A 16,464-nucleotide genomic window follows, 5' to 3' on the forward strand; every position below is an offset into this window, starting at 1 on the left:
AGCAAAACCTAACACACAACCTGCCGAAACTTATAAGAAGGGAATATACAGCCATCTTTGATGGTTGTCAAAATTTTTAGCATTGAATGATATGCTATCGGGAATATGGCCCAAAAAGGACACAGGAGGAAAGCCTGTCAACTTACAGGCTGAAGGACTGGGTGCACTTCTTCTACTCATCTTGGTTAAAAATATCCGGATAATATTTTTTAGCGCAATCCGGACAGATACTATGGCTGAATTCCGCTTCCGAACGGCTGGTGATATAGTGCTCAATGCTGCTCCAGTATCCTTCATCATCGCGGATATTCTTGCAATGTGCGCAAATAGGCAGCAGTCCTTGTAACTGCCGGACATGGCCCAGGGCCTGCTGTAATTCGGTGATCAACCGTTGTCGCTCGATGGCAAAGCGAATGGTGCGTACTATCGCGGTCTGCGAGGGCTCTCCCTTAAACAGATAATCCTGGGCTCCCTTCTTGACCGCCTGGTAGGCCAGTTCATGATCCTTGCGGCCACTCAGAATTATAGTCGGTATGGAAGGATATTTTTCATGGAATGAGGTAAATGTCTCGAGGCCAAAACTGTCGGGTAGTGAAAGATCGGTGATCACTACATCGAGGTCATTTCCTTCTGCGATGCAAACAGCTTCAGCGAGTCGATCTGTATGGAAAATTGTCGCATTGAATTCATCAGAAGATGATATTACTTCCTTTAAGAGCAGGTAATCATCCAGATTATCTTCAATGATTAAGATGGAAATGTCCTGTTTCAATTTTCCTCCTCACTACCGTGGAAGTTTAACCAGTTGAAGCCAAAATTCCTCAACTTGCCTGATGATTTCGGTGAATTTAAAGAAATCTATATTTTTAGTGATATAGCAGTTTGCATGCAATTTATACGCTTTACGGATATCCTCTTCATCTTCGGAGGTCGTTAATATAATTACAGGAAGACCTGTGAGATTATCATCATTCCTGATTTCCTCCAAAACTTCATGTCCACTCATCAACGGCAGGTTCAAATCCAGAAGAACCAGATCAGGTCTGGGCTTTCCACGATATTTGCCCTCCTTGCGTAAAAAGGCCAAAGCGGCGATACCATCGGTGACTATATGCGTTCCAACAGGAAGATTCGAACTTTGTAAAGCTTCCAGAGTGAGCAGAGCATCGTCACTATTATCCTCCACGAGCAGGATCTGTGGAAAATGCGTATCAGCAGTATTCATCATATGGTGCGACAGGGTATTTTTTTCAATTCATATTTGGAAAGCGATATTGGAATGAGTACATTACAAAACGAAACGGACTTTAGCGTATTTATTTGTTTTCCGCAACCCGCAGTAACAGATTGTCAATCAATTAACATCTCCCCTCTTTGTCACTCAATACACTAAAATAGGCCACGCTATGCGTCAATATGCCTCCGCCTCTGGATTCTGCACTTCTGTATGTTTTCGAAGTCTTTCACAATTTTTATCGGAAATTAGGATTTGACATAATGTAACTATTCAAAATACCTTTTCAACTGCCTAACCGGTAAGATTTCCCAGGACATGCTGCATCCATTTGTAAATTAATGCATTAAAGTCCATTGAACAAGTTTGCGTCTCTGGTTTTTTCAATGATATATTATTAATAGACCATACCCGGACAAAAGATTCAGAATGCTCTGGTAAATCCACGTAGAAAATGAGATCATGGGACATGTTATCCGGGATTATTTTATAATTGTAGAAAGATTTATAAACATATTTTTTGTGCATACATTCAAATCAAAAAAACACCCCTGGTTGATTTTAACCGGCTCCTTCTAACCACCATTATCACCTTCCAGTTGCGGGGATCATGCATTCAGCACATATCTTAATTGTCGAGGACGAAGCCATCGTTGCCAGTGACCTGATCCGTAAACTGAAACGACTGGGATACACCGTTTGTGCAATCGCCTCCACTGGCGAAGAGGCCATCGCCAAGGCAAAACAGCTCAAGCCGCAACTGGTACTGATGGACATCCAGCTGACAGGCCAGATAGACGGCATTGAGGCAGCACGGGAGATTAGAGATTGCTGCGATTCCCCGGTAATCTTCCTGACCGCCCACTCTGATTCCGCCACTCTGGCCAGGGCCAAACTGACCGGGCCTTTAGGGTATATCCTTAAACCGTTCGATGAACGTGATCTGGCCACGCAGATCGAATTGGCTGTTAATAAATATCAAGCTGACCGCAAGCTCCGGGAACAAAGGGAGTGGCTGCACGTCACGCTGAGCAGTATTGGTGATGCGGTGATCGCCACCGACGAGCAGGAAAAAGTTACCTTCATCAATCCCGTAGCCGAGTCGCTGACCGGCTGGAGTTCAGCGGAAGCCCTGGGGATGGTGGCAACGAGCATATTTCAGCTGGTTGACGAGCAGACGAGAGAGCCGGTTAACCCTCCAATCGGGCATGTAGTTCGACGGAACCTGTCAGTACAAAAACAAATCCCCGAACGCGTCAACCTGCTGACCAAAAACGGGCGAATAATACCAATAGAGCATAGGGAGTCCCCCATCCTTGACTTTTCCGGAAAAATCATCGGCCTGGTCATCACCTTCCAGGATGTCACCGACAAACGTTCTGCAGAGCGTGCCCTTCAGCACAGTGAATATCTCTTGAATAAAGCTCAGGAGATGGCGCACCTGGGTAGCTGGGAGCTTGACGTGAATGATCAAGGCATGATGAAGTGGTCGGATGAGGTATATCGCATATTCGGTCTTGATTTCGATATCTCCTCGCCAACCTACGAAGACTTTATTGATCGAATTCATCCCGATGACCGCCGGATGGTGGAGAAAACCTACTCAGACTCGCGATACCTCGACTCTGTTACCTATGACATCGAACACAGGATTATCAGGCCTGATGGAGATATACGCTATGTACACCAAAAATGCGAACATCAGCGGGATAAAGGGGGCAGGGTAATCCGTTCGGTAGGCATGATCCACGATATCACTGAACAGAAAGCGGCCCAGGAGGCTCTTCAGCGGTCCAACCGGGAACTGGAGCAGTTTGCCTATGTTGCCTCCCATGACCTTCAGGAGCCGCTACGAGCGATTATCGGCTTCCTGCAGCTCCTGCAGAGTCGCTACGGCGAAAGTATCGATGAAAAAGGCCATCAATTCATCGAACGCTCCATCAAGGCCGGCTATCGTATGCAATCGCTGATCAGGGAGCTCCTCAGCTTGTCGAGAGTAAGCTCCCGGGCCTCCGATTTTGCTCTCGCCGATCTGAATGTTATCTTCCAGGAGGTCATGGAAAGCCTGAATCCATTGGTGGAACAGGAAAAGGCAACCATCTCCTGCACGGAACTTCCGACCTTGGCGGTTGATGCCAATCAAATAAGGAGCCTCTTCCAGAATCTGGTAATCAACGGTATCAGATATAATTCCAATCCCAATCCCAGTATTGAAATCGGCTGTCACGAATTAGGCGGCTACTATCAGTTCTTTATCAAGGATAACGGCATCGGTATCTCTCCCCAATTTCACCAGCGTATCTTCGTGGTCTTTCAGCGGCTGCACACCGAACGGGAGTTTGCCGGAAGCGGCGTGGGCCTGGCTATGTGCACGAAAATCGTGGAGCGGCACGGCGGCACCATATGGGTTGAGTCCGGTCAGGGAAAAGGGTCTACATTCTATTTCACTCTACCTAAATCCAGGTAAGCGCAGACTCCGGGTAAGCGCAGACTCCGGGTAAATTAATATGTCTTCGGGTGATAGCAGGCTACTTCGCAGTTGTCCAGTTCTCTGATTGCCGGCGGCTCTCCGGTACATATTTCCGTCATATAAGGACAGCGTGGATGAAAGGTACAACCCGGCGGAGGAGCTATCGGAGACGGCAATTCACCTTGAAGGGCTATCCGCTCTTTGGTCCGGAACGGGTCGGCTACCGGAGTTGCAGAAAGCAGAGCCCGGGTATAGGGATGATGGGGTTTATTGAAAATCATCTCCCTGCTGCCAAACTCGATAGGTCTTCCCAGATACATCACCATCACGTCATCGGCTATATGTTTAACCACTGAGAGATCATGGCTGATGAAAAGATAGGCAAGATTAAAGGTATCCTGCAGGTCGGTGATCAAATTGAGAATCTGGGCCTGGATAGACACATCGAGTGCGGAAACAGGTTCATCAAGCACCAGTATCTCCGGATTGAGCATCAAAGCACGGGCAACGGCGATACGCTGACGCTGTCCGCCCGAGAACATATGGGGATAGCGGTCATAGTGTTCCGGCCGCAGACCAACAAGATCAAGCATTTCCCTGGCCTTTTTTCCTCTTTCCTTTTTCCCCATCGAAGTATTGACCAGAAGCGGCTCCTCCAGACAGAAGCCTATTTTCTGCCGTGGATTGAGAGAACCGTAGGGATCCTGAAAGACAATCTGGACCTTGGAGTGGAGTGCTCTTTTGGCGCTGCTGCTTGCCGTGATAATATCAACACCTTGAATTTTCAGCTCGCCGGCCGTCGGTTCTTCGATAAGGGTTACCAGCCGGGCCAGCGTGGACTTGCCGCAGCCGGATTCGCCTACAACCGCCAACGTCCTCCCTGTTTCAAGAGTAAATGTAGCTCCATCAAGCGCTTTTAGTATGGCAGGCTTGCGAAAAGTGCCACGCTTGATCTCATAGTGCCGCTGCAGATTTGAAGCCTGCAAAACGATTTTCCTCTCCATTATGCCACCTCCACTTTTTCAGGATAGTTTGTCGGCAGACCATCCTTCAGGGGATAATGGCACAGGGCCCTGCCGAGTTCCTCATCCGCAGGCGGCGGCGGAGTACTGCGGCACAAAGGTGTGGCGTATTTACAGCGCGGCGAGAAAACACAGCCGCTAGGCTTGTCGAACTGGCCGGGCACCACGCCTTTTATCGACGGCAATTTCTTGGTTCTTGCTCTCTCCGGCAGGGAGTCGAGCAGCGCCGCGGTATAGGGGTGATGAGGATCGGAAAACAAACCTTTAATGAACTGCTTTTCCACCTGCTGCCCGGCATACTGCACCACCACTCTCTCCGCAGTTTCGGCAACAACCCCCATATCGTGAGTAATAAGAACAAGTGACATCTGTTTTTCTTTTTGAAGATTAACAAGAAGATCAAGTATTTGAGCCTGAATAGTGACATCCAGCGCCGTGGTCGGCTCATCGGCGATGAGCAGCCGGGGATTGCAGGAAATGGCAATGGCAATCATGACGCGCTGGTTCATACCACCGGAGAGTTGGTGGGGAAAAGCAGATAATCTTTTCTGCGGCTCAGGAATGCCTACTTGCTCGAGCAGTTCGATTGCTCTTTTCTTGCGATCCCGGCGGTTCATACCGAAATGAATTTTCAGCGCTTCCGAAAGCTGAAATCCTACGGTAAAACAAGGGTTCAGACTGGTCATGGGCTCCTGAAAAATCATGGCCATTTCTTTGCCGATGATTTTTCTCAACTGGTATCCTGAAATGGTGGTGAGGTCCTTGCCGTCAAATTTGAGGACATCGGCAGTCACTTTGGCCGTCCAGGGGAGAAGTCCCATCAGGGCCAGCATCGCCACTGATTTTCCCGATCCCGATTCACCAACAATGGAGACCACCTCGCCGGGGTTTACATTCAACGTGACTTTATCAACGGCGGTGAACATTCCACCTGCTGTTTGAAAAGCGACCGATAGATTTTTAATTTCGAGCAGTGACATGATAAATACTTTAGGACCGTTTAAGTTTCGGATCGAGGGCATCGCGCAGACCGTCGCCCATCAGGTTAATCGCCAGCACCGTGGTCAATATAGCTATTCCGGGAAAGGTGACGACCCACCAGGCACGCAGAATAAATTCTCTGGCCTCGGCCAGCATTGTCCCCCACTCAGGAGCAGGAGGCTGGGCTCCCATACCGAGAAAACCGAGGGCGGCGGCATCGAGAATAGCGGTGGAAAAGCTGAGAGCGGCCTGGACAATCAGTGGAGCCATACAATTAGGCAGCACGGTAATGAACATCAGCCTCAGCGTCTTCACCCCGACGATTCGGGAGGCGGTGACATAATCCTTTGTCATTTCGGACATCACCGCCGCCCTTGTCAGCCGCACATAATGAGGCTGCTGAACGATGGCGATGGCAATCATCGCATTGATCAAGCTGGGGCCGAGGATAGCTACTAATACCAATGCCAGCAGAAGGCTGGGAAATGCCAGGACCACATCCATGATGCGCATGATAAAGGTATCGACCCTCCCTCTGAAATATCCGGCTGCAAGTCCGAGAATAACACCGACAACAAGGGAAAGGGAAACCACGACGCACCCTATGAACAATGAAAACCTGGCCCCGAAAATCAAACGGGACAGAATGTCCCGACCAACGGCGTCTGTTCCCAAAGGGAAAAGAAAATTGCCGCCGTTTTGCCAGAAAGGAGGCTGCAGCAGGGCATCACGGAATTGTTGATTAGGTGCATGAGGGGCGAAAAAGTCCGCAAAAATTGCCACCAGAATAATGGCGATGAAGAAAAAAAGACCGGCAACGGCACCCTTGTTCTCACTGAAATATGACCAGAATTCGCGCAGTAGAGCAATTCTGCCGGTTGGCCGTGTATCTACTATCTGCTGCGCCGCTAATACTTCATCCATGCTTAATCCGTATGTCTGATTTGTGGGTTGATGAGGCCGTAGAGCAAATCGACCACCAGATTGACAATCATGACAATGGCGGCGATAAGCAACAGTCCCCCCTGCACCGAAGGATAATCGCGTCTAAAGATGGAATCGACCATCCACTTGCCGATGCCGGGCCAGGAAAAAATAGTTTCGGTAAGAATGGCCCCGGCAAAAAGCACCCCTACCTGTAATCCGATCACCGTAATTACAGGGATCATGGCATTGCGCAGTGCATGCAACCCGATTACCCGTCCGGGCCCCAGACCTTTGGCTCTGGCCGTACGGACGTAGTCTTCGCTGAGCACCTCGAGCATTGCCGATCTGGTCTGCCGTGCTATCACGGCCAGAGGGATAGTTGCCAGGACAATGGAGGGCAGGATCAAGTGGGAAAGCGCCGAGATAAATGCTCCCTCCTGCCCGGAAAGCAGAGAGTCAATAAGCATGAACCCGGTCACTGCTTCAACATAGTAAAAAAGCGAAATTCTGCCGGAGACAGGAGTCCATCCTAAAATTCCGGAGAATAAAATGATAAGCAGCAGCCCCCACCAGAATATGGGCATCGAATATCCGGTCAATGCACCCGTCATAACCGTATGATCAAAGAACGATCCTCTTTTGGTTGCAGCAATCATGCCGGCCGGCAATCCCAGAAAGACCGCCAGAAAAATGGCGCAGAAGGAAAGTTCCATAGTGGCTGGAAATAGTGTGAAAAATTCCTTTAAAACCGGTTGCCGGGTAATGATGGACGTGCCGAAATCTCCGGAAAACAGATCAACAAGATAGTTGCCGTACTGGATAATAACCGGTTTGTCATAACCGAATTCCGCCATCAGCATGGCATGGCGCTCTTCCGACATGCCGCGCTCCCCCGCCATCAACAGCACGGGATCGCCGGGCAGCAGTCGTATAAAAATAAAAGCGACCAGCGTTACGCCGAAAAAGGTCGGTATAATTACGCCTAATTTTCTAATTATATAAGAGAACATGTAACTTGCTTGGGCTGGAAATAAAATTCATATTGCCTAGGCCCGGGCGGCGTTTGCCGCCCGGGCCGGGACTCTTACTTCAGATCTACACCATAGAAGATATGTCCGCCGAAAGGATCGATTTTAAAATCGACAACCTCGTTGCGAACAGGTTTGAAAACAACAGAGTGGGCAATTGTAGCCCATGGAGCCTGCTCCTTGAATACAACCTGCGCTTCTTCATACAGCTTGGTCCGTTCGTCGATATCGGAAACCACTTTGGCCTTCTGGATCAGGTCTTCGAAGGGCTGATGGCACCACTGGGCGCGGTTAGCGGCTTCGACGCCGTCACAGCCGAGAAGTACGGCAAGAAAGTTGTCCGGATCTCCATTGTCGCCGGTCCAGCCCAAAAGTACCGCACCATCACGATCCAAGTCTTTGGAGCGCTTGAGATATTCACCCCATTCATAGGAAACGATCTCGACATCGACACCGATTTGCGCCATGTCCGACTGAATCAATTCCGCCATCCGACGGGCATTGGGGTTATATGGGCGTTGCACCGGCATAGCCCATACTTTCATATTTAAATCGGTGACGCCTTCCTCTTCCAGCATCTTCTTGGCTACTTCCGGTTCGTAGGTGTCATCCTCGACCGCTTCATTATAGGACCAGATGGTCGGCGGAATAGGATTTTTGGCTATCTTGCCGGCGCCCTGGAAGATGACGTCAATTATCGCCTGCTTATTGATCGCCTTGTTCAGAGCTTTGCGCACCTTGACATTATCAAAAGGTGCCATTTGAGTATTGTAGGCGAGATAACCGACATTGAGGCCTTCCTGCTCAAGGACCTTGATTTCCGCATCCTTTTGCATGGCTGCAACATCACCCGGATTGGGATACGGCATTACATGACATTCCCCGGCTTTAAGTTTCTGGTAACGTACCGAGGCGTCGGGGGTAATAGCAAAGACAAGGTCATCGATAGCAGCCTTTCCGGCCCAGTACTCAGGATGAGCCTTGTAACGGATAACCGCGTCTTTCTGATAAACTACCAGTTGGAAAGGACCGGTACCGACCGGTTTATTATCGATTACTTCGGGCGTTCCGGCTGCCATCATGGCATCGGCATATTCCTTGGAATGGATGGAGGCAAAATCCATGCCCAGATTGGCAATCATCGGGGCTTCCGGTCTGCTGAGAATGAACTCAACTGTATAATCATCTACCTTATTGACTTCCTGGAGAAGATCCTGCATCGACATACTGTTAAAGTATTCGTAGCTGCCGGCTGACACCTTATGAAATGGGTGATCGGGATCAAGCTGCCGCATGAAGCTGAAGACGACATCGTCGGCATTGAAATCACGGCTGGGAGTAAATTCTTTGGTGGTATGAAACTTCACGCCTTTGCGCAGATGGAAGGTATACTTTGTTCCGTCTTCAGAAATCTCCCAACTCTCGGCGAGACCCGGACCGATCTTGGTTGTTCCTCTTTCAAATTCCACCAGCTTGTTGAAAATTTGCCTGGAGGTTGCATCAAAGGTAGTTCCGGCAGTATAAAATGCCGGGTTAAATCCTTCCGGGCTGCCCTCGGAACAGTAGACCAGGGTCTTGCCCTGCGCTCCGATGGCCCCCATGGTCATCAACGAGGCTCCGCATAGCGCGGCTAACAGCTTTTTCGTTTTTCTCATATTGTCCTCTCCATTTTTGTTGAACAGTTCAGCCCTTTTTCAAGGCCACATTTGTCCTATACAACAACTCTTGCATAAGTATCCTTTACGCAAAGGTACGCAGCAAAGATGCTACGAGACCTCTGCGGCGGAAACTCTTCCAGCCGGTCGCTCTCCCTCTTCAGCGTATGTTCCTGCTTTGAGGTTATTCCCATAATACAGGTGCGTTAGGAAAATAGTAAATGGTATTTTTTTTGCTCTGTTGTCAATTCAATGCTTGGTCACATTAAATATCTTGAAATTCAGGATGTTATCGACAAATTACGGGAGAACAGAAAAAAAATCGACTTCTGCTCGGCACTGTGATCAAAGAAATCTCTGGGCCTTATTCTTCATCGCAGCGATTTTGCTTGAGGCACAAGCTCATGATTTGGTGGAAAATCCTCATGCACCAAACGCCACTACATATACAGGGAAAGAACGGTTTAGGTCAAGTGCAATTTTATCCAGGCGGAATACTCTTTTTTATATTACGGAACTTCGACAAGGACTCACCTATCGATTACCTGCACCCGGTCGATCAAATCTTGAAATTATGATTTCAGTATAATTAAGAAAAAAAGCAAGATCTTACCATCATTAAATTTCTCAAAACCTGTTATCCTCGGCAGAATTTCATCCAGGTCTGATCCTCGCTCATTTGGTATGAACAAACTCTTCTTCAGGACTACACCTTGAAGCTCGGGGTTCTGGAAACTGCGGCATCGACGAACGGATACCGTTAATGGTCCAGGGTTTGGCTTTCTCTCTGGCATTGCATACTTTCCCGACTATACGACAGAAGAGCATGTATAAAAAGAATCGGAATAAACAACTCCAGGCACTCCTCCACCGTACGGGCAAAAGTTGCCGGATTCTCCAGCATCGGCAAAAGGGTCTTGAATATTATGGAATTGCCATCAAGCACTTTGCTAAGAAGGGTGCAGCCTATCGCACAGGCTACCGAAACGGCATAAGGGCGTGCCCTGAATACATCTTTTTTGAATCCCGGCAATGATCTGCGAAGGTAGATTATTCCGTAGACGAGCAGACTAATGATGAAAAGTGTAACCAGAAATTTCTCAACCACGGGAACCTCCGGGCTGACAAAGAACCTGCTCTTGAACATACCCATGGTGGTGAAACGCGCATGAAAATCCAGCTCACGCAGGCCGAGAAGTAGGATGAAGAATCCCGGTGCAAAGCTTGTCCTTACAGCACCTATATAATTAAAGTAAAATAGAAAGAGACAGAACAGGAAATACCCTGCCGCTGAAAGGACCTCAACCGGGCCGTTCTCCCTGACCATTTCCTGCGAGATCTTTTCGGGCATCAAGGTTATACCGATGACCAGCAGGACATAGACTGCTGCTATCTTCAGCAGAGGAATCAGGATTCTTTGAGTCGCGTCAATCTTTTCCATTCCAGTCTTCTTATCCCTGAAATTATTTAAATATTGTTCTTTTATTGATCGGCAGCCAGTCGGACCAAATCCTCCGGCGTGTTGCAGTTACGCCAGGAACCAGCCAGATTCCGCGGCAACTCAGGGGTTAAAATTTTAGCATGATCGCAAATTTCGCTGATCCTGGATTTGCCCTGTTGCAGCATCATCTCAAAAAGGTACCTGCTGCGAAAATCATAATGGGCCAGCAGCGGCTCGAAGCGATCCGACCGCCAACGACGCGGCACGGCTCCCCACACTCCCGGTTTGCGAGTATGCAGCAGCCACTGCAGACCTTCCGTCTCGACCAGCGGCATATCGCAGGCGGAGACAATCCAGGAAACTCGTGGATTCCAGCGCATAGCTGCTAGTATGCCGGCAAGTGGTCCTTTGGCTTCAGGAATGTCCGCCAGTCTTGGTACATGCACAAGTGAAGGGGGAATCTCTCCCCTGCCCGCAAGAACAACCTCTTGGGTATGCTCCGCCAGCCGGGTACACAGTATCTCCGCCCAGGTGATCCCTTCACTATTGGTAATTAAGTGCTTCGGCCGTCCCATTCTTGAGCTGTGTCCTCCTATGAGGACACAGCCCCATACAGGAGTTGACGCTGTCCACTGATCGAGCAGGGTTTGAATACCATGGACAAGCGCAGCGCACTCATCGCCAAGGCGGTGACTTAGCATCAGGTGTTCCTGCCCAGTCGGGCCCGTCAGCACCTCGGTTTTATCTGAACCGGGTTGTTCTTTTCTTGAAAGTAAAATGAGATCGTAATCACCATAGCGGGATGTAACCATGGAATGAACGGCATGATCTCCGGTACAGCTTGGTATACCGCACTCCGCTAAAAAAAGAATATCAGAGCAGCATGCGGCAGGTACTCTATGTAATATACCTGCCGTTCCCTCATCTGTGGAAACGAGCAGAGCCCTGATAAGTCTTTTTTCAAGGTTCTTCAGCAGATCATGCAGGAGCGTAGCTTTTCTCTCCGGATCCCCACCCGACAGGGTCACGACAGGCGTCATATTTCTTTTTTCAGCATGCGGTGTACGCATATTATTCAATCATTGTTAACGGCATATTATTCTGCGGCAGAATCCCCGCCTGTCTTCCCCGCGCCAAAAAGGTCTCTACAGCTTCCAGACCCTCGTCACCCAGTTCCAGCGAATATGTATTTACATATAATCCAATATGCTCCTGCACTACCTTTTCATCGATTTCCTGGGAATGCTGACGGATATAGGGGAGAGATTTACCCGGATGTTCATAGGCCTGCACCAGACTTTGCCTGATTGCCTGGTTTATCTTTTCAATCTTCTTCATGCCAAGACTCCGTTTGGCGGCGATACAACCCAGAGGAATGGCACGCCCCGAAATTTTCTCCCACCATTGGCCGAGATCCTGCAGGCACATCAATCCCTTTTCCCTATAGGTGAATCTGCTTTCATGGATTATCACTCCGGCATCTACGCTGCCCGCGGCAACCTCTTCCATAATTTGCTCAAACCTCATTTCAACCAGCGAAGTGCATTGCGGAGCAAACATCCGGAAAAGCAGCGAAGCAGTAGTCCATTTACCCGGTATTGCAATTTTCAGTGCAGCTCCTTGAGAGAGGTCAACCGGGCCGGAAGCGATAAGAAGGGGTCCACAGCCTCTGCCCAGGGCGCTACCCGCCTGAAGCAGGCAATAATCATCCAGGACATGGCCCAGCGCATGAAAGGAGAGTTTGGTGACATCGAGTTCTCCGTTCATGGCACGGCTGTTCAGGGTTTCCACGTCCTCAAGAAGAGGGGGATGAAAGAGTATATCGGTATCAACAAGTCCGTGCACCAGCGCATGAAAGATGAAGGTGTCATTGGGACATGGGGAAAACCCCAGGCTGACTGCATCCATATTAACGTAACTCCCTTACTAATAACGCCGCGGTCTTGCCGCTATTTTCACAAGCCTGTCGAAGACGCCATCGCGTAGTATCTCTATCTTCGACATAATTGGAAATACACCTTACCTGCAGCAGGGGTATCTCAAAATCGACACAAACACGGGCAATGGCCGCACCCTCCATATTTTCGCAGAGACCATGGTATTTGCGGCGCAGCATCTCCCCCCGCCGGGATGTGCCACTGGCACAGCTTACGGTAATAAAATTACCCGCAAAGGGATTTATTCCATTTTCTACCAATAGCGCTGAGGTACGTTCCCGTATGCTCCGGTCCAGTTGAAAATGTGTATTACCGGTTAACTCCCGCGGCAAGTCATCTATCCTTCGAGGAAAACATATGCCCAGATCTCCGAAAACCTCCGTTGTGGCGAGACAAATATCAAGAAGGGCAGGTCCATGCCGGCCGTCCCTGTAGGCGCCAGCCACCCCAAAGTTGAAGACAAGAGAGACAGCATCTCCGTTTTTCTCCAGAAATCGGGTAAGCTGCAGGCAGCTTTCCACAGGCCCTGCCCCGCAGACCAGGCTGGTACAGAGAGCCTCATCCCGGGCAGCGAGGAAAGGTGCCATTTCGAAATCAGTTGCAGCAACGGCAAGTATCATGGTAATACGGTCGGTCCCTGGCTTTCGCCTCTTTTTTCTGCTTAGCTGGGTCTTAATTATCAACTTCAGCCTTTTCCTGATTTTCCTGATTATTGTAACCGGATAAAGGGAAGAAATAAACTTATTACATACAGCATTATTGATCCGCCATGCAAGATGATTTCCTACTCGAATCCTATGATTATTCCCTGCCTGCGCAGAACATCGCCCAGCAGCCATCCCCACAAAGAGACGGATCCAGGCTCCTGATTCTCGATAGGAAGACCGGACACATTGACCACAAACAGTTTTCAGAAATCACCGCCTTTTTCAACCAAGGCGACATTTTGGTGGTGAACGACACCAAGGTCTTTCCTGCCCGCCTGCAGGGCAGAAAGGAGAGCGGAGGCAAGGCAGAAGTCTTTCTTCTTGAACTGCCGCAGGAAAGGACATCGACACCACTCTCTTCAACCTGCCGCTGCGCCGAGGCTGATGCCCTTATAAAAAGCTCGAAGCGGCCGGCCAGGGGTTCAAAAATCCTTATCAATGACATGCTGAGCTGCACCATTATCGATCATCTGGAAAACGGCAGGATGCGCATTGCTCTGAATTTTCCGGCACAATCGGAGCTGATGGATGTCCTCCTGCAGTACGGCTCCGTTCCTTTGCCGCCATATATTGAAAGGCCTTCAGGTTCTACAAAGAATGACCGTAACCGCTATCAGACGGTGTATGCCGATTCCATCGGAGCCGTGGCCGCACCAACTGCAGGTTTACATTTCACAATGCCTATCCTTGCCGAACTCAAGGAGAAAGGCGTAGAAATAGTGTCCCTGACTCTGCACGTCGGATATGGCACTTTTGCCCCCGTGCGCATGGAATCCATCAGAGACCACCTCATTCACAGGGAATATGTCTCCATAACGGAGGAGACAGCCGGGCGAATAAATAAGACAAAAGAAAACGGCGGCAAAGTGTGGGCGGTGGGAACGACAACCGTCAGGGCTCTTGAGTTTTCCAGCGGCGGTAGAGGTAGAGTGCAAAAGACCTCCGACTGGTGCGATCTTTACATTACCCCGGGCTTTAAGTTCACGGTGATAGACAATCTTATCACCAACTTCCATCTCCCCAAGTCATCGCTTCTCTTTCTGGTTTCCGCATTATGCGGCAGAGAGAAGCTTCTGGAATCCTATGGGGAGGCCATTGCCCGCGACTACAGGTTTTATTCCTATGGCGACGCAATGGCCATTCTTTCCTGAACGGCTTTATTAAGGCTCTTCACCTCCTCCTCTTCCCGACAACCCGAAGAAGTGGTGGATCTCAGGAGGGGGCAGAGATTCTGATCAACTGGAAGCGGCGGCAGCGGGACAGCCCTTACATCCTCCTCCAGTATCACATGCAGCAGGCGCTTTTTCAGTTGCTTTGCTGCTGTTGGCTGTGGCTGATGCATAACCGTCGGCATACCATCCGCCACCTTTCAACTGGAAAGAACTCATGGACACGAGTTTTTTAACTTCTCCCTGACAGTCGGGACAGGTTTTTATCGGATCATCTGCAATTCTCTGTTGTACTTCGAAAACTTTTTCACATTTGCTGCATTCATATTCATATACCGGCATTACTCTACTCCATTGCAACTATTATATTTTTTTCAAAATAACTATTATTGGATCAGCCACTGCCTGATGATACACGATTTTTTAGTTGAATCAAGGTGTTCACTAGTACTCATTTGATACGTGCATAAAACTTCCTCGCCCGGCACGGATATCGGTAAAAAATCATCCAGACCAGCTACTGAGGATACACCAGTTCAACTATATGGCTGCGACTTGGTTTCCTGTACCCAATCTGAGGAAAAGTACCTGTTCTCGCATACACTCCTAGTGGTGGACCAGGGAAAATCCTTTCCCAAAATAATACCATAGCGGCCTTCTGTCAATAAGCTAAATCGCTGTGATATTCTCTTTTAGGACATCTTTGTTTACCGCCCGGGAAGGATATTACAGGATTCGGGCACGACTCAGCGGAGCAGGCTAAAAACCTATGGTGTTACTGAAAACCGGCAATGCCGGAAATCGGGGTTCCCCAACGCCCGAGGTTAAGCCCTTACGGGGGCTTACTTAATCAAGCTCTTGGCTTTTAGAGACTCACAGATTACTTTCTTGTTTTTGTGCAAGAAAATAATCTGTCTAAAGGTTTCTTATCCAGCCCAGCTGGGTTAGAAATCGTTCTTGTCGTTCCTGTCCGGTTCTGGTATATCCCTGTTTGGTTGAGAAGAGTGATAGTCGCCTCGTTGTTGGTCAATCTTCTGCCGAATAGTTTTAATAAAAAACCATAATACAACTACTTTGATATTTCAGACGTAACCCCTATGATAGGAATATTTGACTCCGGCATAGGAGGGTTGACGGTAGCCCGGGCAATAGAATCATTATTGCCGAACCGTTCGCTTCTCTACTTCGGTGACACCGCCAGAACACCCTACGGAACAAAAAGCGCGGAAGTCATCATTGACTATTCCCTGCGCAATGCTGAATTTCTTCTTGAAAACGGGGCAAAGCTCATTGTTATCGGCTGCAACTCCGCTTCAAGTGTCGCTACAAATAGCCTGCGAGCTGAATTTGATGTTCCTGTGCTCGAGGTCATCGGACCGGCAGCGGCAAAAGCCGTGGCTGTCTCCGTTTCAGGCAGGATTGGCATCATAGGTACGCGGGCCACTATTAACAGCGGTATATACGAGCAAAGCATCGGCAGTTTGAATCCCGACTACAAAGTATTTTCAGTTCCCTGCCCTCTGCTTGTGCCCCTCGTTGAAGAAGGATGGACCACCAGACAGGAGACCAAGATGATCATTCGCCGTTATCTCCATCCACTTAAGGATAAACGGATCGACACTCTTATTCTGGGATGCACGCATTATCCGATGCTCAAGCCCCTGATTCAGGCGCGCTCTGGTAAAAGGGTCACCCTCATCGACTCCTCTGTCGAGGTTGCGTATTCCCTGCGGGATCAACTTTTGTCCTTACCGGATTCTCCGGAAGAGAAAGGTATTGTGGAACACCGCATATATCTCTCGGATATTACCGAATCCGCCCGTGTAATCGCCTCAACAATATTCGGCCGCCCCGTGGAATTGTTATCACCATGAAAAATATTTCGCTCAGCAT

General features: G+C 49.1%; 15 protein-coding genes. 3 read left to right on the plus strand and 12 right to left on the minus strand.

Annotated elements, in window-relative coordinates:
* Window positions 1–172: 172 nt before the first annotated feature.
* Both JWG88_RS13200 and JWG88_RS13205 read right to left on the minus strand, forming a co-directional pair.
* A complete protein-coding gene (locus JWG88_RS13200; protein WP_205234260.1) occupies window positions 173–772 on the minus strand; it encodes a response regulator in 600 nt (199 codons plus the stop codon).
* A 12-nt stretch (window positions 773–784) separates the two neighbouring features.
* A complete protein-coding gene (locus JWG88_RS13205) occupies window positions 785–1,225 on the minus strand; it encodes a response regulator (RefSeq protein ID WP_353740680.1) in 441 nt (146 codons plus the stop codon).
* A 619-nt stretch (window positions 1,226–1,844) separates the two neighbouring features.
* Here JWG88_RS13205 and JWG88_RS13210 point away from each other — a divergent pair.
* Window positions 1,845–3,701 carry a hybrid sensor histidine kinase/response regulator gene (locus tag JWG88_RS13210; protein ID WP_205234262.1) on the plus strand — a complete coding sequence of 619 codons (1,857 nt, stop codon included), beginning with the start codon at window positions 1,845–1,847 and terminating at the stop codon, window positions 3,699–3,701.
* Between the two features lie 35 nt (window positions 3,702–3,736).
* Here JWG88_RS13210 and JWG88_RS13215 read toward each other — a convergent pair whose 3' ends face one another.
* From JWG88_RS13215 to mqnB, 9 genes are all read right to left on the minus strand, one after another.
* Complete coding sequence (locus tag JWG88_RS13215) at window positions 3,737–4,708, minus strand: dipeptide ABC transporter ATP-binding protein (RefSeq protein WP_205234263.1); 972 nt, start codon at window positions 4,706–4,708, stop codon at window positions 3,737–3,739.
* Window positions 4,708–5,706: an ABC transporter ATP-binding protein gene (locus JWG88_RS13220; protein ID WP_353740679.1), complete on the minus strand. Its 999-nt coding sequence runs from the start codon at window positions 5,704–5,706 to the stop codon at window positions 4,708–4,710. Before JWG88_RS13220 ends, JWG88_RS13215 begins: the two co-directional genes overlap by 1 nt.
* A 10-nt stretch (window positions 5,707–5,716) precedes the next feature.
* Window positions 5,717–6,631 (minus strand): ABC transporter permease subunit, encoded by a 915-nt coding sequence (locus tag JWG88_RS13225; RefSeq protein WP_205234264.1) that lies wholly within the window; start codon window positions 6,629–6,631, stop codon window positions 5,717–5,719.
* Between the two features lie 2 nt (window positions 6,632–6,633).
* Window positions 6,634–7,644, minus strand: a complete 1,011-nt coding sequence (locus JWG88_RS13230; RefSeq protein ID WP_205234265.1) for an ABC transporter permease subunit — start codon at window positions 7,642–7,644, stop codon at window positions 6,634–6,636.
* 74 nt (window positions 7,645–7,718) lie between these two features.
* Entirely contained in the window at window positions 7,719–9,269 is a 1,551-nt protein-coding gene (locus tag JWG88_RS13235; protein ID WP_353740681.1) for an ABC transporter substrate-binding protein, read from the minus strand.
* Between the two features lie 808 nt (window positions 9,270–10,077).
* Window positions 10,078–10,758: a hypothetical protein gene (locus tag JWG88_RS13240; RefSeq protein WP_205234267.1), complete on the minus strand. Its 681-nt coding sequence runs from the start codon at window positions 10,756–10,758 to the stop codon at window positions 10,078–10,080.
* A 41-nt stretch (window positions 10,759–10,799) separates the two neighbouring features.
* The gene (mobA, locus tag JWG88_RS13245) at window positions 10,800–11,828 is read right to left on the minus strand and encodes a molybdenum cofactor guanylyltransferase (RefSeq protein ID WP_205234268.1); all 1,029 of its coding nucleotides are present in this window, start codon (window positions 11,826–11,828) and stop codon (window positions 10,800–10,802) included.
* Window position 11,829: 1 nt separating this feature from the next.
* The gene (locus JWG88_RS13250) at window positions 11,830–12,666 is read right to left on the minus strand and encodes a 1,4-dihydroxy-6-naphtoate synthase (protein ID WP_205234269.1); all 837 of its coding nucleotides are present in this window, start codon (window positions 12,664–12,666) and stop codon (window positions 11,830–11,832) included.
* Window position 12,667: 1 nt separating this feature from the next.
* A complete protein-coding gene (gene mqnB / locus JWG88_RS13255) occupies window positions 12,668–13,378 on the minus strand; it encodes a futalosine hydrolase (protein WP_205234270.1) in 711 nt (236 codons plus the stop codon).
* Between the two features lie 86 nt (window positions 13,379–13,464).
* On the opposite strand from mqnB, the gene queA reads away from it, so the two are divergent.
* A complete protein-coding gene (gene queA, locus JWG88_RS13260; protein ID WP_205234271.1) occupies window positions 13,465–14,553 on the plus strand; it encodes a tRNA preQ1(34) S-adenosylmethionine ribosyltransferase-isomerase QueA in 1,089 nt (362 codons plus the stop codon).
* An 84-nt stretch (window positions 14,554–14,637) separates the two neighbouring features.
* Here the strand turns inward: queA and JWG88_RS13265 are convergent, their stop codons facing one another.
* Entirely contained in the window at window positions 14,638–14,913 is a 276-nt protein-coding gene (locus JWG88_RS13265; protein WP_205234272.1) for an FmdB family zinc ribbon protein, read from the minus strand.
* 755 nt (window positions 14,914–15,668) lie between these two features.
* Between JWG88_RS13265 and murI the strand changes: the two genes are divergently transcribed.
* On the plus strand, window positions 15,669–16,445 hold the full coding sequence (gene murI / locus JWG88_RS13270; RefSeq protein WP_205234273.1) for a glutamate racemase: 777 nt from the start codon (window positions 15,669–15,671) through the stop codon (window positions 16,443–16,445).
* The last annotated feature ends 19 nt before the right edge of the window (window positions 16,446–16,464 follow it).

Source organism: Desulfopila inferna, assembly GCF_016919005.1.
In the GTDB taxonomy this organism is placed as follows: domain Bacteria; phylum Desulfobacterota; class Desulfobulbia; order Desulfobulbales; family Desulfocapsaceae; genus Desulfopila_A; species Desulfopila_A inferna.

What these genes read in the sequence shown, in the direction of transcription:
- JWG88_RS13205 (WP_353740680.1), bottom strand. Translation starts at nt 1,225, where the DNA reads ATGAATACTGCTGATACGCATTTTCCACAGATCCTGCTCGTGGAGGAT.
- JWG88_RS13210 (WP_205234262.1), top strand. Translation starts at nt 1,845, where the DNA reads ATGCATTCAGCACATATCTTAATTGTCGAGGACGAAGCCATCGTTGCC.
- JWG88_RS13215 (WP_205234263.1), bottom strand. Translation starts at nt 4,708, where the DNA reads ATGGAGAGGAAAATCGTTTTGCAGGCTTCAAATCTGCAGCGGCACTAT.
- JWG88_RS13220 (WP_353740679.1), bottom strand. Translation starts at nt 5,706, where the DNA reads ATGTCACTGCTCGAAATTAAAAATCTATCGGTCGCTTTTCAAACAGCA.
- JWG88_RS13225 (WP_205234264.1), bottom strand. Translation starts at nt 6,631, where the DNA reads ATGGATGAAGTATTAGCGGCGCAGCAGATAGTAGATACACGGCCAACC.
- JWG88_RS13230 (WP_205234265.1), bottom strand. Translation starts at nt 7,644, where the DNA reads ATGTTCTCTTATATAATTAGAAAATTAGGCGTAATTATACCGACCTTT.
- JWG88_RS13235 (WP_353740681.1), bottom strand. Translation starts at nt 9,269, where the DNA reads ATGACCATGGGGGCCATCGGAGCGCAGGGCAAGACCCTGGTCTACTGT.
- JWG88_RS13240 (WP_205234267.1), bottom strand. Translation starts at nt 10,758, where the DNA reads ATGGAAAAGATTGACGCGACTCAAAGAATCCTGATTCCTCTGCTGAAG.
- mobA (WP_205234268.1), bottom strand. Translation starts at nt 11,828, where the DNA reads ATGCGTACACCGCATGCTGAAAAAAGAAATATGACGCCTGTCGTGACC.
- JWG88_RS13250 (WP_205234269.1), bottom strand. Translation starts at nt 12,666, where the DNA reads ATGGATGCAGTCAGCCTGGGGTTTTCCCCATGTCCCAATGACACCTTC.
- queA (WP_205234271.1), top strand. Translation starts at nt 13,465, where the DNA reads ATGCAAGATGATTTCCTACTCGAATCCTATGATTATTCCCTGCCTGCG.
- JWG88_RS13265 (WP_205234272.1), bottom strand. Translation starts at nt 14,913, where the DNA reads ATGCCGGTATATGAATATGAATGCAGCAAATGTGAAAAAGTTTTCGAA.
- murI (WP_205234273.1), top strand. Translation starts at nt 15,669, where the DNA reads ATGATAGGAATATTTGACTCCGGCATAGGAGGGTTGACGGTAGCCCGG.